The following is a 17,512-nucleotide window of genomic DNA, read 5'->3' as shown; positions in this document are numbered from 1 at the left end:
GCTCAAACTTGCGCGTTCATTGCCGGCCGCGATCCGCCCGTAGCCCAATCGAGAAGCTCAATCGTGTGTACGACCGGAACTGACGTGCCACTGGCAATCTGCACCATGCAGCCGATATTGCCCGCGGCAATCATGTCCGGCTTGACGCTCGCGATGTTGGCGACCTTGCGATCGCGCAACCTGCCCGCAAGCTCGGGCTGGAGAATGTTGTAGGTCCCCGCCGAGCCGCAACACAAATGGCTCTCGGGCACATCTTTCACCACGAATCCATTCTTGGAAAGCAATTCTTTCGGAAGGCCCGTGATTTTCTGTCCGTGCTGCAACGAACACGCGGAGTGATAGGCGACGACGATGTTGTCCTGTCGCGCGACTTGCTCCAATTCGAGACCGGCGACGTATTCGGTGATGTCCTTGGCGAGCGCGGAGACCTTGGCAGCATCGGCCGCGAACGCTTGATCCTCGCGCAGGAGATAGCCGTAGTCCTTGATCACCGTGCCGCAGCCGGACGCCGTCACCAGGATGGCGTCGAGCCCCTCGCGGGCTGCCTCCTTCTGCCACGCCGTGACGTTGGCGCGAGCGCGCGCCAATGCATCCTGGTCGTTGCCGAGATGATGGGTCAGCGCGCCGCAGCATTGCTCGTCCCGGACCAGGACAACCTCGATGCCGTGGCGGGTGAGAAGATTGATGGCGGCCTGGTTGATGCGCGGGGCCAGCACCTGCTGGGCGCAGCCTTGCAACAGCGCGACCCGGCCGCGCTTCTTGCCGAGCGCCGCGAACACGCTGCCCGGCAGGGCGCCGGGCGCCGGCAGCCGGTTCGGGGCCAGCGCCAGCATCGCCTTGAGGCGCTCGATCAGGCCGGGCGTGGCCGATGGCCGCGGCGTCGGCAGGAATACGGCCAGCGGACGGGCGAGCCGCGCCAGCCACATGCTGATGCGGAAGCGCTGCGGATCCGGCAGCACGAAGGCGAGCACCTGGCGCAGCAGCCGCTCGGTCAGCGGCCGCTGATAGCGCTGCTCGATCCTGACCCGGGCCTGGTCGACGAGGTGCATGTAGTTCACCCCGGAGGGGCAGGTCGTCATGCAGGCGAGGCACGACAGGCAGCGGTCGACATGCTTGACCACCTCGGCCGTCGGGGTCTGGTCCTTCTCCAACATCTCCTTGATCAGGTAGATGCGGCCGCGCGGGCTATCGAGCTCGTCGCCGAGCAGCACATAGGTCGGGCAGGTTGCGGTGCAGAAGCCGCAATGGACGCAGGCGCGCAGGATCTTGTCGGCTTGCGCGATATCGGGGTCGGCGAGCTGCGCCAGTGAGAATTCGGTCTTCATTCAGCAGCGCCCCGCCTCAAGCGTCCCCGGTTGAGAATGGTCTTCGGATCGAAGCTGGCGCGCACCCGCTCACTCAACGCGGCAACACCTGGCGCTTGCGGATGGAACACGTCGACACCGCGCCTGACATCCTCGGCCGCCCGGATCAGCGTGGCGTGTCCGCCAAAGGCATCCGCGCGCTGACGCACGGCCGACGCATGGGCATCGCCCTTCGGCGGCAGCGCCGCCCAGATCAGCCCGCCGCCCCAATCGTAGATCACGTCGCCGCCGGTCTCGCGCGCTAATTGGGTCCCGAGCGCCGCGCCTGAGGCGGGCGGGCAGACGATCCGCCACACCGGCCAGGCGCCAAGCGCGCCGCCTGCCGCGAACGGCAGCACGTCGCGGATGGTGGCCCACAACGCGGACGATGCGGCATCCTCGATCAGGGTCGCGGTTCCGAACGGCGCCAGCAATTCGCGCAGCGAGCCGGCGCGGTGGGTGGCAGAGGCGGTGATGCCCTCGAGCCGCAGCACCGTCAGTGCCTCGCTTTGGCCTGCGACGTCGCCAAGTCCCTCGGTCTTCGCCCGGAACGCCGATTTCGGCAGGTGGGCGGCACCGGAGACGTCGAAGGGCGAGCCGAGCGCCGCGGTCATCGCCTTGTTGGCGACGGCATCGTCCAGCCCGCGCAGCAGCAGCGTCCGTTCGGCCTCGGGCTTGGGCATCACCTTGAGCGTGACTTCGGTCATGACAGACAGCGTGCCCCAGGAGCCCGCCAGCAGCTTGCACAGGTCGTAGCCGGTGACGTTCTTCACCACCTTGCCGCCGGTCTTGAAGCTGTCGCCGAAGCCGGAGACGGCGTGCGCGCCCAGGAGATGATCGCGCGCTCCGCCCGCCTTGATGCGCCGCGGGCCGGCGAGCCCCGCCGCGATCATGCCGCCGATGGTGCCCGATGCGGGCGTGCCGAGCAGCGGCGCAGTGTCCATCGGCTCGAAGGCGAATTGCTGGTTCTTGGCATCGATCAGCGCCAGCACGTCGCCCAGCGGCGCGCCGGCCTGGAGCGTGACGATCAATTCGTTCGGCTCATAGGAGATGACGGCATTGAGCGCGGAGACGTCGAGCACGGCGTTGGTCGCCATCGCATGGCCGATGCCGCGCTTGGAGCCATGACCGATGATCTCGAGCGGCTGCTCGTTGGCAATCGCCGCGCGCACCACCTCTTCGACGTCTTTGGCGTCTCTGACCTTGAGCGTATCCACGGGAAAAGGCGGTAGCGAAATTCGGCACTAAAATCAAATGCGGCGTGTCGGCAGGCGCCCATTGCCGTCGCGATTGAGCCGGGGCGCGATGCTGACGTCGACACTTCGATCCGCGGCGAACCATAACCGGCAGGCCATCGCTACAAGTCAGTTCTCGCGGTCGAGATCAACCGATGGAGACACACATCATGAACCACTATGCCACGCAAAAATCCCTCAGTGACGCAGTCGACGGCGGCGGGCTGCTTGTCGTCGCACAATGGGAGGCAAAGGCCGGCGAGGCCGACAAGGTCGCCGCGATCCTCGACCGCTTCCTGCCGGAGGCGCAGCGCGAAGACGGCGTCAAGCTGTTCCTGATCTCGCGGGCGAAGGACAATCCGGCCCAGTTCCTGTTCTACGAACTGTTCCGCGACGAGGCAGCCTTCAAGGCGCATCAGGAGAGCGCACACTTCAAGACCTACATCGCTGGCGAAGCGCTGCCACTGCTGGCCAAGCGTGAGCGGGCGCAGTACGGCCTGTTGTAACATCTCCCGGAGGGAAGCGCTCGCGTCGTGAGCCCTTCCCTCCCAATCAGTCCTAGAACCGCGGGATGTCCGGGAATGCCAGCTTGCCCGCGTGCACATGCATGCGGCCGAGCTCGGCGCAGCGGTGCAGGGTCGGGAACACCTTTCCGGGATTGAGCAGGCCCTGCGCGTCGAAGGCGCATTTCAACCGTTGCTGCTGGTTGAGGTCGATCTCGGTGAACATGTCGCCCATGAGATCGCGCTTCTCGATGCCGACGCCGTGCTCGCCGGTGAGCACGCCGCCGAACTCGACACAGGCGCGCAGGATGTCGGCGCCGAAGGCTTCGGCGCGCTCGATCTCGCCGGGCTTGTTGGCATCATAGAGGATCAGCGGGTGCAGATTGCCGTCGCCGGCGTGGAACACGTTGGCGCAACCGAGCTGGTATTTTTCCGAAAGCTCGCGGATGCGGGCGAGCGCCTTCGGCAAGGCACCGCGCGGGATCGTGCCGTCCATGCAGAGATAGTCGGGCGAGATGCGGCCGACGGCCGGGAATGCGGCCTTGCGGCCGGCCCAGAACAGATTGCGCTCGGCTTCCGAGGTCGAGATCTGACAGGTGGTCGAGCCGCAAGCGTTCGCAATGGTCTCGACGCGCGTGATCAGCTCGTCGACCTCGATCTTGGGACCGTCGAGCTCGATGATGAGCAGCGCCTCGACGTCGAGCGGATAGCCGGCATGGACGAAGGCCTCCGCGGCGTGGATCGCCGGCTTGTCCATCATCTCCATGCCGCCGGGAATGATGCCGGCGCCGATGATGCGCGCCACGCATTCGCCGGCCGCCTCGACCTGCGCAAACCCAACCATCAACGCGCGCGCCGTCTCCGGCTTCTGCAGGATGCGCACCGTGATCTCGGTGATGACACCGAGCAGGCCTTCGGAGCCGGTGATGACGCCCATCAGGTCATAGCCGGAATTCTCCGCCGATTTGCCGCCGATGCGCAGCATCTCGCCGCTCATCAGCACGATCTCGCAACCCAGCACGTTGTTGGTGGTCATGCCGTATTTGAGACAATGCACGCCGCCGGAGTTCTCCGCGACATTGCCGCCGATCGAGCAGGCGATCTGCGAGGACGGGTCGGGCGCGTAGTAGAAGCCGGCATGCGCGACCGCCTGGCTGATCGCGAGATTGGTGACGCCGGGCTCGGTGACGACGACGCGGTTGTCGAAATCGATCTCGCGGATGCGCTTGAACTTGCCGAGCCCCAGCAGCACGCCGTCCTCGAGCGGCAGCGCGCCGCCCGACAGCGACGTGCCGGAGCCGCGCGGCACCACCTTGATACCCTGCCCGGCACAATATTTCAGGACGAGCGAGACCTGCTCGGTCGTATCGGGCAGCACCACGACCATCGGCGGCTGCCGATAGGCCGTCAGCCCGTCGGATTCGTAGGCCCGCATCTCGGCGGGCGTATCGATCACGCCCTCGCCGGGCACGATTGCGCGCAATGCAGCCACGATCTCAGCGCGGCGCGCGAGCACCGCCTGGTCGCTTGCAGGCATCATGATGGCCATAACACGTCCTTCACGGCATTATCCTTCCGGCTCGCGCCGCACAATCGAATTGTCGCGGCAAATCAACCACGTCCGCGGTGGTTTGGGTAGGCCATCCGAAAGTCGGAGCGGCGATCTGCGGCGAGTTCGCTCTGGGACAAGTAGGAAGGCATGAAACCTGTCATGGATTGGTCGCTTGTCCAAGTCGAGCAGGCCTGCCAAAACGGGCAGGTCCTGACATTGCCGACCAGGCAGGCGACTGACCAGACCCACCAGGGAAGAGACGAAGAGCACCCGATGACAAAACTGATTATTGGCGCACTGACGATCCTCACCGCGATTGCCACCGCACCCGCCGCGATGGCGCAGGATGCCGCGGCCGGCAAGACATCGTTCAACAAATGCCTGGCCTGCCACGCGATCGGCGAAGGCGCCAAGAACAAGGTCGGCCCCGAGCTCAACGGCCTCAACGGCCGCAAATCGGGCACCGCGGAGGGCTACAGCTATTCGGACGCGAACAAGAATTCCGGCATCACCTGGGACGAGGCGACGTTCAAGGAATACATCAAGGACCCCAAGGCCAAGATCCCCGGCACCAAGATGGCGTTCGCCGGCATCAAGAACGAGACCGAGATCAACAATCTCTGGACCTACGTCTCGCAGTTCGACAAGGACGGGAAAATCAAGCAGTAAGCGCCCAAACGGCGGCCGCTACAGCTTCGGTTCTGATCAACTCGGAACCGACGCTGTAGCTGTTTTGTTTTGACGCGTTGTCTTCACGCGAACCGGCATCCGCTTCGTTCGAAAACGCTCTAATCGGCGACCGCCTGCGCCGGGACGATTTGACCGATCATCGTCTCGATCTCCGTCTTCACGAGATCCGGCACCGCGTTCTGCACCATGTGGCCGAGATCGGGCAGCACGATCAGCTTTGCATTCGGCACGGTCGCGGCGAACGGGCGCGCGTGGATGTCGGTCTTCACGGTCTTGTCGGGCTCGCCGGCGATGATCGTGACCGGCGCTTTGATCTCGCCATAGCGCGCAGCCTGCGCAATCACCGCTTCCTTCAGCGTCACAAGATCATAGGCATTGGCGATGAACTCGCGCGGACGCAGCAGCAGCGGCGTCGCCGAATCCCGCACGAAACCATCCGGCATGATTTGTGGCAGGAAGACGCTCCGTGCGCCGGCCTCGGCGACGAAATAACCCAGCGGCAGCGTGATGGTATAGGCGAGCAGCGGGCCGATCACGGGCGTTGCGATGATCTCGTTGTAACGGCCGACGCCGCCGCGCCAGGGATGGGTGACCGGCGCCAGCATGACGAGACCGGCGACGCGGCTCGCGTGATCGAGCGCAATCCGCGCCCCGAGCGCGCCGCTCCAGGAATGCACCACGAACACCGCGCGTTCGATCCCGAGCTTGCCCAGCGCCTCGTCGATCATCCGCGCCTGGATCTGCGGCGTCGAATCCTGCCGTCGTGCACGCGTGCTCCAGCCATGGCCGGGACGATCGATCAGGATGACGCGATGATCCCCGGCGAGGAGATCGCCGAGCGGGCGCCGCATCGCTTCGAGATTGGAGCTCGCACCGTGCAGCATCACGATCGGCACGCCCGCATCGCGCGGGCCGATATCGACGACGTGAAGCACGGCACCGTCGACCTCGACCATCCGGCCCTGGGGCGGAAAGGCGCGTTGCAGGGCCACAATTCCGGCCTGCGTGACCAGCGCCAGCAGCACCAGCGCCGTCACGACTGTCATCACGATCATGGAGAGGGTCCGGGAAATCCAGGGCACATCGCAGCTACGGGTTCGGCAGGCGGCAGTTTCGCCCCGCGAGCTCCCGCATTTCCACCGGAAATGGCGGGGCTGTGGATATGTGCATATTTGCCGAGTCAAAAACATCAATGAAATCAATATTATTATCCGAAGACCCGCAAGCCTCGGACCAGCTTCATGCGGTCGTCATCGCGGCTTCCTTATAATCGCCACGGTCGGTTCCGCCTCTTAGACGCGGGTGGGCGCCGATCCTGCTCGCAACCTCAGGGGTGCGGGAAAGGCCGGCAGGATTTGTCCTGATTTGAACCGGAGAATTTCGATGAGCTTCAGATCCAAAGACACTGCGATCGACGAGATCGTGGCGAGCTGCAACGGTGACCTGCGCGGCGCCGTGCGCGCGCTGCTGCTGATCAACGAGCATCTCGAGACGGAACTTGCGAAGGCTTACGCAGCCGCCGCCGATCGCGGCCTCGCTGAGCGCGGCGGCAGCGCCCTGCACTAACTTGCGGACGCCGATCTAGTTCGTGCCGTCCTCGGCCTTTTCCTCATCGGGGGTCGGTGCGGGGCAGGCGCGGATCGTCGAGCGGGCAAGCCTGGCGTCGGCCTTGGATTTGTAGGGGCCGTCACCGAACCAGATGTCGCCGATGATCACGGGATTGCTGGTCACGATGTTGCATTTGCCGGTGGCGCGGTTGCCGACCACCCAGAACAGTCCGTCGGCGAGACTTGCCGTCCCCGACGCGAGCAGCAGGATCCCTGCAAAGATCAGACGCTTCATGGCTTTCGCTCCTGCCATGCAGGTAGGCCTGTGGCGGCGCCGGCAATAGCCCTCAAGATGCCGCGCTTCCGATCTTGGTTAATCCGAAGGCGCCGCATTCGCTCGGGAAAAGATCGAGTTCTAGGCTAAATATCGCGGCCTTCGACCTTTTCGGTCAGCGACTTGACCTGGTCGGGAATCTTGTCGAGGTGCGGATTGACGGCGAGCGCCTTGCGATAGGCGTCGAGCGCGCGCTTCTCGTCGCCGACCTCCTGCATAATCATGCCGAGGCCTGCGAGCGCGCCGAAATGGCGGGGCTCGCGGATCAGCACCTCGCGGATGTCGGCAAGCGAGCGGGCGTAGTCATTCTGCATGTAGTAGAGCGTGGCGCGCCGGTTCCAGGCCTCGATGTAGTCGGGCCTGAGCTTGATGACCGAATCCAGCAGCTTGATCGCGATGTCGACCTTCTGCGCGTCGACCGCGGTCTTGGCCCGCGCCATCAACAGCGACGCGGTGTCGCTCGGGGTCTGGATCCAGATCGCCCAGATCCGCGCCTCGACATGCTTGGCGCTGGCCTCGTCGGGCGCAGCCTTCAGCGCGCCGAACAGGAAATCGAGATTCTTGCTGCGGTCGACCTTGGGCAGCTTGGCCGGCGCTTCGGGGAGCTTCTTCTGCTCCTTGCCGGGAGGGGCCGGCAGAACTTTCTGAGCCAGGGCTGGCGTCAAGCCGGCGGCACCCAGCACGAGGGCCAGACACAAGGTGCGTGCGAACGGGAATCTCACTGCCATGGTGAAAGTCTAAACGCGCAAAGCCGCCCTTGCAAAGCAAAGGCGGCGTCAAACTCGTGTGACCGTGGTATTGCGGGAGCGCGTGAGGCGTCCGGCAGGGCGAAAGATCAGCCCTGGCGAGCCTTGAAGCGGCGCTGCACCTTGTTGATCACATAGACCCGGCCCTTGCGGCGGACCAGGCGGTTGGCGCGATGGCGACCGCGCAGCGACTTCAACGAGTTACGGACCTTCATGGCAGAATCCTGAACGTTCGAAAGGCCGTGTTCGGCACTACCGTTTCGGCACGCGCGAATGTGGCAAAATGAGATTTTTCCCGCTGGCGGACCGACCGCCCGGGACGGGGCGGTTCTTAAGGCATGGCAGGAGGTCATGTCAATGTTAACTGCCCGGTTCCCACCCAGCAAATTCGCGAAAACAACCCCATGCACAGTAGAAACGGCCGGATCGGCCCGATCTGTCCCTTCGCGGCCAAGCCCCGCAAAGACTTTTGCGGGCTGCGGTTTCGGCGCCAGCGACGCTTGCCAAATTCGTTATATCATATAATCAATTTGGCAACCCGTCGGGAGGAAACCAATGCCGAAGCTGAAGCTGCCGAACATCGACGACGTCGTCGCCATCGACATCCATACCCATGCCGAGGAGCCCTGCGGGTGCCACGCGGACGATGGCTATGACGATTTCCAGGCGCAGATGGCGGAATATTTCAAGTCGCCGAACAAGCATCCGCCGACGGTGCCGGAGACCGCTGCCTACTACCGCTCCAAGAACATCGCCGCGGTGATCTTCCCGGTCGACGCCGAACGCGAGACCGGCTTCCGCCGCTACAACAATTACGAGATGCTGGAGGTCGCCTCCGACCATCTCGACGTCCTCATCCCGTTCGTCTCGATCGACCCGCACAAGGGCAAGCTCGGCGTGCGCGAGGCGCGCAAGCTGATCGAGGAATACGGCGTGCGCGGCTTCAAATTCCACCCGACCATGCAGGGCTTCTACGCCAACGACCGCATGGCCTATCCGCTCTACGAAGAGATCAACAATGGCGGCGCGATCGCGCTGTTCCACACCGGCCAGACCGGCGTCGGCTCGGGCATGCCGGGCGGCATGGGGATGCGGCTGAAATATTCCAACCCGATGTACATGGACGACGTCGCGGCCGATTTCCCCGACCTCAAGATCATCCTCGCGCACCCCTCCTTCCCCTGGCAGGAAGAGGCGCTGTCGGTCGCGACCCACAAGCCGAACGTTTACATCGATCTCTCGGGCTGGTCGCCAAAGTATTTCCCGCCGATCCTGGTGCGCTACATCAACTCGATCCTGCAGGACAAGATGCTGTTCGGCTCGGACTGGCCGGTGATCACACCGGACCGTTGGCTGTCGGACTTCGCCAAGATCGACATCCGCGACGAGATCCGGCCGAAGGTCTTGAAGGCCAACGCGCGGAAGATTCTGGGGATCTAGGCTACGCATCGAGGGCTTCGATCGAATGACCGAAGCCCTCGCGCTCACGCGGTCGAGTCTCAGACCTGCGCCAAGCCACCGTCGACGAAGACCTCGCCGCCGGTCATGAAGCTGCTGTCTGACGACGCCAGGAACGCGGCCACCGCCCCCGTCTCGCTCGGGTCGCCCACGCGCCCGATCGGCGTCATGCTTCCGAGCGCATCAAAGGCTTCCTCGCCGACGATCTCCAGCGCCAGCTCGGTCTTGGTCGGCCCCGGCGACAACACGTTGACGCGTATGCCGGTGCCGCGCAGGTCCAGCGCCCAGCTCCGTGCCAGATTGCGGATCGCGGCCTTGGTCGCGCTGTAGATGCTGAATTGCGGCGTCCCCATCACCCCCGTGCTCGAGCCGGTCAGGATGATCGACGACCCCTGCTTCATCAGCGGCAGGGCTTTCTGCACCGTGAACACCAACCCCTTCACATTGACGTCAAAGATCTGGTCGTAATGCTCGACCGTGATCTCGCCGAGCGGCGCGAACAAGCCGGTGCCGGCGTTGGCGAACAGGATGTCGAGCCCGCCGCGTTCGGCTTTCACCGTCTCGTAGAGCCGGTCGAGGTCGGACAGGTCCGTCACCGAGCCCCTGACGGCGCGCGCGGAGGACCCCAGCTTCGCAACGGCGGCGTCGAGCGGCTCCTGCCGCCGCCCGAAGAGATAGACGAACGCGCCTTCGTCGACGAACCGTTTCGCCGCTCCAAATCCGATGCCGGTTCCGCCGCCCGTCACCACTGCCGTCTTGCCTTGTAGTCTGCCCATGATGTGCTCCTTCATTAGGGTTGCACTGAGCTGGCGGCGTACCCACCTATCGACAAGTATGCACCTTTTGGTAAGTGCCCAAAAATGTCGACAGATCATTCGGACCCGACCACCTCGCCGGCGCGGACGTCAGCAACGGTCCAGAGCTGCACGCCGACCCTGCCCGGCTTCACCTGCGGCCTGGACGCGACCTTGCGAGTCGTCTCCGGCAAGTGGAAGCCGCTGATCCTGTACTTCGTCGCTCAGGACGGCCCGACCCGCTATGGCGAACTTCGGCGCGCCATACGCGACGTCAGCGACAAGGTGCTGATCCAGCAGCTTAAGGAGCTGGAGGCCGACGGCCTCGTGAAGCGGACCGACTACAAGGAGGTGCCGCCTCGGGTGGACTACAGCCTCACCCCCTTGGGCCACAGCCTGGCGCAGGCCCTCGTGCCGCTTTGCTCGTGGGGCACGGAGCATATGGCGGAGGTCAGCCGGGTCTTCGCCGAGCGCGAGGCCTGGAATGCAAAAGGACGATAAGCTGACCGTTCAGGTATAGTCCGCGCGCCTGCAACGATCCAAGAAAACGATCGAAGAAAACAAATCCAAGGAAACGATCAAGGAAACCGTTCAATGAGCATCAAAGCCGTCGTCTTCGACGCCTACGGAACGCTCTACGACATCCAGTCGGTCGCAGAGATCACCGAGGATGCGTTTCCGGGCTATGGCGAGATCATCACGCAGGTCTGGCGCATCAAGCAGCTCGAATACAGCTGGTTGCGCTCGCTGATGCGGCGCTACCAGGATTTCGCCGCCGTGACGCGCGACTCGCTCGGCTATACGCTGCGCATGCTCGGCCTCGCCTATGACAGCGAGGCGTTCGAGCGCGTGATCGAGAAATACCTGCATCTCGATCTCTATCCGGATGCGACGACTGCGCTCGCGGCGTTGAAGCCGCGAAAACTCGCCATCCTCTCCAATGGCAGTCCGGACATGCTGAACGCGCTGGTGCGCAATTCCGGTCTCGACCGCGTGCTCGACGCCACGCTCAGCGTCGATGCGAAGAAGATCTTCAAGCCGAGCCCGGAAGCCTATGAGCTGATCGGCGCGGCGCTCGACACTACGCCTGACGAGGTGCTGTTCGTCTCCTCCAATCCCTGGGACGCTGTCGGCGCAAAATCGTTCGGCCTGAACGTCGCCTGGATCGAGCGGGTGACACCGGAAGCGATGGCGCTGGCTTGCGTCGAGAACGAACTCGTGGCACCGCTCACCATGTTCAAGGCGATCCGCACCCAGATGGACGAGCTTGGCTTCGCGCCGGACCACCGCGTCCGCGCGCTCTCCGAGCTGCCCGGGATTGCCTAGAGATCATTGCCCGCCCGTGAGAAGTGAATGAGCCTGGAATCCGTTCGCGCCTTCTTCGCCGAGAATGCCCCCGACATCTCCGTCATCGAATCCCCGATCAGCTCGGCCACCGTGCCGCTGGCCGCCGAAGCCTATGGCGTCGAGCCCGGAATGATTGCCAAGACGCTGAGCTTGCGCGTCGGCGAACGCGTGATCCTGATCGTCGCCGCCGGCACCTCGCGGATGGACAACAAGAAGGTGAAGGCTGCATTCGGCGGCAAGCCGAAGATGCTGGGGCTGGAAGAAGTCGCCGACATCACCGGCCACGAGGTCGGCGGCGTCTGCCCGTTCGGGCTGAAATCACCGCTGCCGATCTACTGCGATATGTCGCTGAAAGCGTTCGACGTGGTGGTGCCGGCCGCGGGGTCGACCCACAGCGCCGTGCGCATCACGCCGGAGCGGATGGCCGAGCTGACCGGCGCCGAGTGGGTCGATGTCTGCGAGGTCAGGCCGTAAAGCGGCGCCGAGTACGATGCCTGATGCATTTACCGATCAGGCAGGCTAGCATGGCGAGGATGACCGACGACAAGGTGAAACGACGACTGACCACCGTGCTGTGCGCTGACGTGTACGGCTATTCGCGTCTCATGGAAGCCGACGAGACCGGAACGTTGGAGACGCTCCGCCGCTATCGCACAGCCATTGCGCGATTGGTCGAGCGCCATGACGGCCGCATCGTGAATACCTGGGGCGATGCCGTGATCGCCGAGTTCGCCAGCGTCGTCGAGGCCGTGCAATGCGCGGTCGAGATTCAGCAGGAAATCTCCAGTCAGGATTCGGACCCGCCTCAAGCGAGCCCGATGCGCTTTCGCATCGGCATCAACCTCGGCGACGTGATGGTGGACGGCTCCGACATCTATGGCGACGGGGTCAATATCGCGTCGCGTCTGCAAGAGCTCGCCGAGCCCGGCGGCGTCGTGATCTCGAGCTCCGTCTACGATCAGGTGCACAACAAATTATCCGTTGGCTTCGACTGTCTCGGCCAACAACCCATGAAGAACATCGCGCCCCAGACCAGTTATCGGGTGACCTTGGGCGGCCGAACCGCCGGGCGAGGGAGCGTCCCGAGCGCGGAAAGCCCAACTTTCCCGGAGAAAAGACGTGCTCCGCGGATCAGCGACAGGCACGCGCCATCCTCGTGGACGCATGTCGTCTCGGATTCGCTGGCGAAGCTGCCCCGCCCCATTGCAGCGGCCCTCACGGTGTCGGCCTTTTTGATTCTGATTAATGTTTTCAGCGGCATGCACAGGATCTGGTTTCACTGGCCGGTCGCAGCCATTCTCTTCGGCGCGCTGTTGCGGACAGCGCTTCGACAGCGACCTGAGTCGAACAGCAAGGGAGAGCGCTGAACGAAGCGATACGATCGCATCATTGCGCCGACCACTTTTCCGGATCGTGTCTAGGTAGCGCTAATCGTCATCATCGTAAGGCTGCGGCTGGGCCGCGGGAGGCGGCGCGTTATAATAGCGCGGCGGCGGCGCGGCGCGACCACGCGGAGCCTGCTGCGGCGGCATCTGGTTGTTGGATTGGAACACGGCGCGGCAGCCGCTCGAGAGCTGTGGCGTATTCTCTCGCAAGCAAGCCGTGATGCGGCTCACGTCCGGAATCTGGTCGCTGCAGAGACGCCAGACATCCGGCGTGCAGGCCATCTGCTGTTCCATGGTTCCGCGATACTCTTCGGCGGACGCGGCGCCCTGCGCGACGATGCCGCCAATCGCAAGCGCCACACCCAGCGCAATCCGCTCTGTTCGCATGTCTCGATCCTTCTCGAATCCCACGAATTCTCATCAATCAATGAGGCGGGAGCCGGTTCTGGACCAACAACAAAATGTGAAAGCGCCGCGGGAACCTACTCTACCTTGCCGATCTTCTTCACCGCGGCGATCAGCCGCGTGCTGTCGGTCGCGACGAATTGCGCGAAGGCCGGCGCATCCTGATAGGCGACGAGACTGCCCGAGGTGTCGAAGGCCTTGAGCACGTCGGGACTCGTCATCACCTGCGCCATGGCTTCGCGCAGGCGGGTCGCGATCGGTGCCGGCAGCGAGCTCTGCGCGAACAGGCCGGCCCAGATGTACATCTCGACATCCTTGTAGCCGAGCTCCTGGAAGGTCGGCACGTCAGGGAAGCTCGCGATGCGCTGCGCGCCGCAATTGCCGAGCACGCGCAGCTTGCCGTCCTCGACCTGCGGCTTCAGCGTGCCGGGCGCGGCTGCAATCGCCTGCACGGTGCCGCTGAGCAGCGCGGTCAGCGCGGGACCAGCGCCACGGAACGGCACGTGCAGCAATTTGATGTCGGCGCTGCTCGCGAACATCTCCATCGCCACATGCAACGTGCCGTAAGGACCTGACGAGCCGTATGTGATCTGGCCCGGGCGCTTCTTCGCGTCGGCGACGAACTCCTGTGCCGTCTTCCATGGCGCCGAGGCCGGCACCGCGAGCAGCGTGGGGTCGGCAAGCACGCGCGCGATCGGCATGAACTGCGAGACCTCATAGGCGACGGGACGGTCGAACAGACGGTCGGCTTCAGGCAGCACCGCTAGCGAGGACAGCGTCATCAGCAACGTATAACCATCGGGCTCGGCGCGCGCCGCCGCGGCATTGCCGACCGATCCGCCGCCGCCACCAGCGCGGTTGTCGACAATGACGGGTTTGCCCAGGATTCGCTCCAGCGCCTGTGCGACGGGACGCGCGGCGAGATCAGCCTGGCCGCCGGCAGGAAACGGCACGATCAGCGTGATGTTGCGGGCAGGATAGGTTTGCGCGAAGGCTTCGTCGGGTAACGCTGCGCGCAACAATGGCAGTGCGGCAACGGCGCGCAGAACATCGCGTCGATCCATGGCAGGTCCCTCCCCGATTTTTTCTTGTTTCGAGGCCAGCCTAACGCGGCGGTCGGCAAGAACAAGACGTTTACGAAGCGTTAGCCATGTTCAGCCCGGTCCGGAACGCATGCCTCGGCCCTCCGTTGCCCTTGCGGGGACTGTGCCGTGGGAGTGCGTTATGGGAAAACTCGCGACCATCGACGTCGCCCTGGACGAGATGCTGGTAAATCTCGCCACGATCGTGCTGCGTCTGTCAAAGCCCGAGATGACGCGAACGCCGGAAGCCCGCCACGCGCTGGCGCAATCCGTCCATCAATACGGCGTGTGCGCGGCGCGATCGACCGACCCGCGCGTGCATGAATTGAAGTCGCAGCTCGAAGAGACGCTGAGGCCGAGCTTGCGCGTTGTCGTGCGCAATGGCGTGAAGGTGTCGTAGTTCAAAGACGTGGGCACGCAGCGCTTTGCCCACCTTACGATAGTTTGCTCGGACGATAGACTAGCGAGATGCCGTAGGGTGGGCAAAGGCGCGCTCTTCGCGCGCCGTGCCCACCAAGAGAGTCACGACACCTTCGCACCTTTCTTCGGCCGCCGCTTGCAGGTGCCCGGCAGCTTCGCCGCGAGAAAGTCGCCGAGCGCCTCGACGCGCGCGGGGCGCGGGCCGCCGGGCGGGGTCACCAGATGAACGGCGCCTTCGGCCTGCTTCCAGTCCTTCAGGATCACTTCGACCTCACCCGATGAAATCGCCTCGCCGACGATGAATTCGGGCAGCTCGGCGATGCCGAGGCCCGCGATGAGCGCCGGCATCACCGCTTCACCATTGTTGACGCGAAGCTGCCCGCCCGGGCGCACGCTGGCCTGCTCGCCGGCCGAATTGGTGTAGTGCCAGACATTGGGTGTGGAGAGATAGGCGTAACTAAAGCATTTGTGCTCGGCCAGATGCATCGGATGCGTCGGCCGGCCGTGCTTTTTGAGATAGGACGGCGCGGCGACCGTGAAGCGCGGCATGGTGAACAGCCGTCGTGCGATCAGCGACGAGTCCGGCAGCCGCGCGATCCGCACCGCCATGTCAAAGCCCTCGCCGATCAGGTCGATGGTCGCATCGCTCAAGTGAAGATCGACCGAGACTTCCGGATAGGTCTCGAAGAACTCCGGCAACAGCGGCGCCACCGCCTTGATCCCGAATGTCATGGGCACCGCGAGCCGCACCAGGCCGCGCGGCGCCACCGACTGCGCCAGCGCCTCGTTCTCCGCGGCCTCACCGTCGGCGAGCAGGCGCGTGGCGCGCTCGGCGAGCTTGTGCCCGGCATCGGTCAGCGCGAGGCGGCGCGAGGTGCGGTTGAACAGCCGGGCGCCGAGCCGCTCCTCCAGGCGCGTCACCGCCTTGGACACCGTCGCCTTCGACGTCGCGAGTTCGCTCGCGGCCCCGGCAAACGACCGTAATTCCACGACTTTTGCGAAAATCGCGAGCGCCTCGAAATCCGGGAGTTTTGCCATGGAGCCGGTCCAATCGGGTATTTATGGAAACAATGCGTTTCAACAGTTTCTATTTCTATACCACGGGCGGAGGCATATCCAAGGGGTCATCAGACATTCAGGAATGGAGAAATCCAAATGACCAGGAAGCTCTCAGGCAAGGTTGCCCTCGTCACCGGCGGCTCGCGCGGCATCGGCGCGACCTCGGCCCGCGCTCTCGCCGAAGAAGGCGCGGATGTCGCCATCAGCTACGTCGCCTCGCCCGAAAAGGCGGAAGCCGTCGTCACCGAATTGAAGGCCAGGGGCGTCAAGGCCCGCGCCTTCCGAGCGGACCAGGCTTCGGCCAAGGATGTGACGCAGCTCGTCAACGACGTGGCGAAGGAGTTCGGCCATCTCGACATCCTCGTCAACAACGCCGGCGTCGCGGCCGGCGGCGCGATCGACAATGCCAATGCCGACACCGAAGCGCTGGCCCGGCAAGATTCGATCAACGTGCATGGCGTGATCGCGGCGATCCGCGCCGCCTCGCAATTGATGGGTGAAGGCGGCCGCATCGTCACCGTCGGCTCGATGCTGGCTGACCGGGCCTCCTTCCCCGGCCTTGCGGACTACGTCGCCACCAAGGCGGCGGTGGTCGGCTACACCAAGGGCGCGGCTCGCGACCTCGGACCGCGCGGCATCACCGTGAACGTGGTGCAGCCCGGCTCGATCGACACCGACATGAACCCGAAGGACGGCGGCGAGTTCGCCGAGACCCAGCGCAAGCAGCACGCGCTGCAGCGCTTCGGCCGCCCGGAGGAAGTCGCAGCGGGCGTCGTATTCCTCGCGAGCCCGGAAGCCTCCTTCGTCACCGGCACGGTGCTCAATGTCGACGGCGGGTTCGGCGCCTGATCAAGGCGCCGTCCGCTCAAACAAGGAATTACGCAGATGATCGAACTCAGACCTTTCGCAAAGCTCGGCGGCGCCGATCACGGCTGGCTCAAGGCCAGGCATCATTTCTCGTTCGCCAGCCACTATGACCCCAACAACATGGGTCATGGCGCCTTGCGGGTGTGGAACGACGACGAGATCGCGCCGAACACCGGCTTTCCCGCCCATCCCCACGCCAACATGGAAATCATCACCTATGTGCGCGAGGGCGCGATCACCCATCAGGACAGCCTCGGCAACGAGGGCCGAACTGAAGCGGGCGACGTGCAGGTGATGAGCGCCGGCAGCGGCATCCGCCACTCCGAGTACAACCTGGAGCCGACGCAGACCCGGATCTTTCAGATCTGGATCGAGCCGACGACGCGCGGGGGACAGCCGACGTGGGGCTCGAAACCGTTTCCGAAATCGGACCGCTCCGGCAGGCTCGTCACCATCGCGAGCGGGATCGAAGGCGACGCGGATGCACTGCCGATCCGTGCCGATGCGCGGGTGCTCGCCACCACGTTGAAAGCCGGTGAGAGCGCGGAGTACGCGCCACAGAAGTCGCGGCACCTCTACCTCGTGCCGGCGGCGGGTTCAGTCGAGGTCAATGGCGTGCGCATCAATGCCCGCGACGGCGCCGCGATCCGCGACGAGGACAGGCTGACAATCACGGCGCTGGAAGACTCCGAGCTCGTGCTCGTCGACGCGGCGTAAGCGCCGGTCACACAGAACAACCCAACTC

The 17,512-nt window shown here is 64.5% G+C and carries 22 protein-coding genes; 11 read left to right on the top strand and 11 right to left on the bottom strand.

All coding sequences use genetic code 11. The annotated features are described in order from the left end of the window. Positions 1-2 precede the first annotated feature (2 nt). Both glcF and I3J27_RS05695 read right to left on the bottom strand, forming a co-directional pair. Positions 3-1,325, bottom strand: coding sequence for a glycolate oxidase subunit GlcF (gene glcF, locus I3J27_RS05700; RefSeq protein ID WP_270166253.1), 1,323 nt, complete (start codon positions 1,323-1,325; stop codon positions 3-5). Beyond that, positions 1,322-2,560 carry an FAD-binding protein gene (locus I3J27_RS05695; RefSeq protein WP_270166251.1) on the bottom strand — a complete coding sequence of 413 codons (1,239 nt, stop codon included), beginning with the start codon at positions 2,558-2,560 and terminating at the stop codon, positions 1,322-1,324. The genes glcF and I3J27_RS05695 overlap by 4 nt, the downstream gene beginning before the upstream one ends. Before the next feature lie 188 nt (positions 2,561-2,748). On the opposite strand from I3J27_RS05695, the gene I3J27_RS05690 reads away from it, so the two are divergent. After that, entirely contained in the window at positions 2,749-3,084 is a 336-nt protein-coding gene (locus I3J27_RS05690; protein ID WP_270166249.1) for a putative quinol monooxygenase, read from the top strand. 52 nt (positions 3,085-3,136) lie between these two features. Here I3J27_RS05690 and I3J27_RS05685 read toward each other — a convergent pair whose 3' ends face one another. Next, entirely contained in the window at positions 3,137-4,630 is a 1,494-nt protein-coding gene (locus I3J27_RS05685) for an FAD-linked oxidase C-terminal domain-containing protein (protein WP_270166247.1), read from the bottom strand. A 276-nt stretch (positions 4,631-4,906) separates the two neighbouring features. On the opposite strand from I3J27_RS05685, the gene cycA reads away from it, so the two are divergent. After that, complete coding sequence (gene cycA, locus I3J27_RS05680) at positions 4,907-5,302, top strand: cytochrome c-550 CycA (RefSeq protein ID WP_270166245.1); 396 nt, start codon at positions 4,907-4,909, stop codon at positions 5,300-5,302. 119 nt (positions 5,303-5,421) lie between these two features. On the opposite strand, the gene I3J27_RS05675 is transcribed toward cycA, so the two are convergent. Further along, positions 5,422-6,378: an alpha/beta fold hydrolase gene (locus I3J27_RS05675; protein ID WP_270166243.1), complete on the bottom strand. Its 957-nt coding sequence runs from the start codon at positions 6,376-6,378 to the stop codon at positions 5,422-5,424. 328 nt (positions 6,379-6,706) lie between these two features. Here I3J27_RS05675 and I3J27_RS05670 point away from each other — a divergent pair, with 328 nt between their 5' ends. Further along, positions 6,707-6,889, top strand: coding sequence for a hypothetical protein (locus I3J27_RS05670; RefSeq protein WP_270166241.1), 183 nt, complete (start codon positions 6,707-6,709; stop codon positions 6,887-6,889). A gap of 15 nt (positions 6,890-6,904) precedes the next feature. Here I3J27_RS05670 and I3J27_RS05665 read toward each other — a convergent pair whose 3' ends face one another. The 3 genes from I3J27_RS05665 to ykgO form a co-directional block, all read right to left on the bottom strand. Further along, positions 6,905-7,165, bottom strand: a complete 261-nt coding sequence (locus I3J27_RS05665; protein WP_270166239.1) for a hypothetical protein — start codon at positions 7,163-7,165, stop codon at positions 6,905-6,907. A gap of 125 nt (positions 7,166-7,290) precedes the next feature. Next, the gene (locus I3J27_RS05660; protein ID WP_270166237.1) at positions 7,291-7,932 is read right to left on the bottom strand and encodes a tetratricopeptide repeat protein; all 642 of its coding nucleotides are present in this window, start codon (positions 7,930-7,932) and stop codon (positions 7,291-7,293) included. A 107-nt stretch (positions 7,933-8,039) separates the two neighbouring features. Then, on the bottom strand, positions 8,040-8,165 hold the full coding sequence (ykgO, locus tag I3J27_RS05655; RefSeq protein ID WP_006611362.1) for a type B 50S ribosomal protein L36: 126 nt from the start codon (positions 8,163-8,165) through the stop codon (positions 8,040-8,042). Positions 8,166-8,505: 340 nt separating this feature from the next. Between ykgO and I3J27_RS05650 the strand changes: the two genes are divergently transcribed. Next, on the top strand, positions 8,506-9,390 hold the full coding sequence (locus I3J27_RS05650) for an amidohydrolase family protein (protein WP_246925392.1): 885 nt from the start codon (positions 8,506-8,508) through the stop codon (positions 9,388-9,390). Between the two features lie 59 nt (positions 9,391-9,449). Here the strand turns inward: I3J27_RS05650 and I3J27_RS05645 are convergent, their stop codons facing one another. Continuing rightward, positions 9,450-10,184 (bottom strand): SDR family NAD(P)-dependent oxidoreductase, encoded by a 735-nt coding sequence (locus tag I3J27_RS05645; RefSeq protein WP_270166222.1) that lies wholly within the window; start codon positions 10,182-10,184, stop codon positions 9,450-9,452. Between the two features lie 159 nt (positions 10,185-10,343). Here I3J27_RS05645 and I3J27_RS05640 point away from each other — a divergent pair, with 159 nt between their 5' ends. The 4 genes from I3J27_RS05640 (at position 10,344) to I3J27_RS05625 (ending at position 12,916) form a co-directional block, all read left to right on the top strand. Beyond that, positions 10,344-10,703 (top strand): winged helix-turn-helix transcriptional regulator, encoded by a 360-nt coding sequence (locus tag I3J27_RS05640; protein WP_270172577.1) that lies wholly within the window; start codon positions 10,344-10,346, stop codon positions 10,701-10,703. Between the two features lie 93 nt (positions 10,704-10,796). Beyond that, complete coding sequence (locus tag I3J27_RS05635; protein ID WP_270166220.1) at positions 10,797-11,528, top strand: haloacid dehalogenase type II; 732 nt, start codon at positions 10,797-10,799, stop codon at positions 11,526-11,528. A 27-nt stretch (positions 11,529-11,555) separates the two neighbouring features. Continuing rightward, on the top strand, positions 11,556-12,023 hold the full coding sequence (locus I3J27_RS05630; RefSeq protein ID WP_270166218.1) for a YbaK/EbsC family protein: 468 nt from the start codon (positions 11,556-11,558) through the stop codon (positions 12,021-12,023). A 59-nt stretch (positions 12,024-12,082) separates the two neighbouring features. Beyond that, positions 12,083-12,916, top strand: coding sequence for an adenylate/guanylate cyclase domain-containing protein (locus I3J27_RS05625; protein ID WP_270166216.1), 834 nt, complete (start codon positions 12,083-12,085; stop codon positions 12,914-12,916). A 60-nt stretch (positions 12,917-12,976) separates the two neighbouring features. On the opposite strand, the gene I3J27_RS05620 is transcribed toward I3J27_RS05625, so the two are convergent. Beyond that, entirely contained in the window at positions 12,977-13,321 is a 345-nt protein-coding gene (locus I3J27_RS05620; RefSeq protein ID WP_270166214.1) for a hypothetical protein, read from the bottom strand. Positions 13,322-13,416: 95 nt separating this feature from the next. Further along, positions 13,417-14,403 carry a tripartite tricarboxylate transporter substrate binding protein gene (locus tag I3J27_RS05615; RefSeq protein ID WP_270166212.1) on the bottom strand — a complete coding sequence of 329 codons (987 nt, stop codon included), beginning with the start codon at positions 14,401-14,403 and terminating at the stop codon, positions 13,417-13,419. 160 nt (positions 14,404-14,563) lie between these two features. Here I3J27_RS05615 and I3J27_RS05610 point away from each other — a divergent pair, with 160 nt between their 5' ends. Continuing rightward, positions 14,564-14,821, top strand: coding sequence for a hypothetical protein (locus I3J27_RS05610; protein WP_270166210.1), 258 nt, complete (start codon positions 14,564-14,566; stop codon positions 14,819-14,821). Positions 14,822-14,943: 122 nt separating this feature from the next. Here the strand turns inward: I3J27_RS05610 and I3J27_RS05605 are convergent, their stop codons facing one another. Beyond that, complete coding sequence (locus tag I3J27_RS05605; RefSeq protein WP_270166208.1) at positions 14,944-15,879, bottom strand: LysR family transcriptional regulator; 936 nt, start codon at positions 15,877-15,879, stop codon at positions 14,944-14,946. Between the two features lie 117 nt (positions 15,880-15,996). Between I3J27_RS05605 and I3J27_RS05600 the strand changes: the two genes are divergently transcribed. After that, positions 15,997-16,749 carry an SDR family NAD(P)-dependent oxidoreductase gene (locus tag I3J27_RS05600; RefSeq protein ID WP_270166206.1) on the top strand — a complete coding sequence of 251 codons (753 nt, stop codon included), beginning with the start codon at positions 15,997-15,999 and terminating at the stop codon, positions 16,747-16,749. A 36-nt stretch (positions 16,750-16,785) separates the two neighbouring features. Continuing rightward, positions 16,786-17,484 (top strand): pirin family protein, encoded by a 699-nt coding sequence (locus I3J27_RS05595; protein WP_270166205.1) that lies wholly within the window; start codon positions 16,786-16,788, stop codon positions 17,482-17,484. The last annotated feature ends 28 nt before the right edge of the window (positions 17,485-17,512 follow it).

The sequence above is a fragment of the Bradyrhizobium xenonodulans genome, from assembly GCF_027594865.1.
Lineage (GTDB): Bacteria > Pseudomonadota > Alphaproteobacteria > Rhizobiales > Xanthobacteraceae > Bradyrhizobium > Bradyrhizobium xenonodulans.
Note: the sequence above shows the minus strand (reverse complement) of the source record. Positions and strands in the feature narration are given on the sequence as shown.

Coding starts and splice junctions, on each gene's coding strand:
- I3J27_RS05635 (WP_270166220.1), top strand. CDS start 10,797: ATGAGCATCAAAGCCGTCGTCTTCGACGCCTACGGAACGCTCTACGAC.
- I3J27_RS05605 (WP_270166208.1), bottom strand. CDS start 15,879: ATGGCAAAACTCCCGGATTTCGAGGCGCTCGCGATTTTCGCAAAAGTC.
- I3J27_RS05670 (WP_270166241.1), top strand. CDS start 6,707: ATGAGCTTCAGATCCAAAGACACTGCGATCGACGAGATCGTGGCGAGC.
- ykgO (WP_006611362.1), bottom strand. CDS start 8,165: ATGAAGGTCCGTAACTCGTTGAAGTCGCTGCGCGGTCGCCATCGCGCC.
- cycA (WP_270166245.1), top strand. CDS start 4,907: ATGACAAAACTGATTATTGGCGCACTGACGATCCTCACCGCGATTGCC.
- I3J27_RS05650 (WP_246925392.1), top strand. CDS start 8,506: ATGCCGAAGCTGAAGCTGCCGAACATCGACGACGTCGTCGCCATCGAC.
- I3J27_RS05600 (WP_270166206.1), top strand. CDS start 15,997: ATGACCAGGAAGCTCTCAGGCAAGGTTGCCCTCGTCACCGGCGGCTCG.
- I3J27_RS05595 (WP_270166205.1), top strand. CDS start 16,786: ATGATCGAACTCAGACCTTTCGCAAAGCTCGGCGGCGCCGATCACGGC.
- I3J27_RS05630 (WP_270166218.1), top strand. CDS start 11,556: ATGAGCCTGGAATCCGTTCGCGCCTTCTTCGCCGAGAATGCCCCCGAC.
- I3J27_RS05675 (WP_270166243.1), bottom strand. CDS start 6,378: ATGATCGTGATGACAGTCGTGACGGCGCTGGTGCTGCTGGCGCTGGTC.
- I3J27_RS05645 (WP_270166222.1), bottom strand. CDS start 10,184: ATGGGCAGACTACAAGGCAAGACGGCAGTGGTGACGGGCGGCGGAACC.
- I3J27_RS05685 (WP_270166247.1), bottom strand. CDS start 4,630: ATGGCCATCATGATGCCTGCAAGCGACCAGGCGGTGCTCGCGCGCCGC.
- I3J27_RS05615 (WP_270166212.1), bottom strand. CDS start 14,403: ATGGATCGACGCGATGTTCTGCGCGCCGTTGCCGCACTGCCATTGTTG.
- I3J27_RS05690 (WP_270166249.1), top strand. CDS start 2,749: ATGAACCACTATGCCACGCAAAAATCCCTCAGTGACGCAGTCGACGGC.
- I3J27_RS05610 (WP_270166210.1), top strand. CDS start 14,564: ATGGGAAAACTCGCGACCATCGACGTCGCCCTGGACGAGATGCTGGTA.
- I3J27_RS05665 (WP_270166239.1), bottom strand. CDS start 7,165: ATGAAGCGTCTGATCTTTGCAGGGATCCTGCTGCTCGCGTCGGGGACG.
- I3J27_RS05625 (WP_270166216.1), top strand. CDS start 12,083: ATGACCGACGACAAGGTGAAACGACGACTGACCACCGTGCTGTGCGCT.
- I3J27_RS05620 (WP_270166214.1), bottom strand. CDS start 13,321: ATGCGAACAGAGCGGATTGCGCTGGGTGTGGCGCTTGCGATTGGCGGC.
- glcF (WP_270166253.1), bottom strand. CDS start 1,325: ATGAAGACCGAATTCTCACTGGCGCAGCTCGCCGACCCCGATATCGCG.
- I3J27_RS05660 (WP_270166237.1), bottom strand. CDS start 7,932: ATGGCAGTGAGATTCCCGTTCGCACGCACCTTGTGTCTGGCCCTCGTG.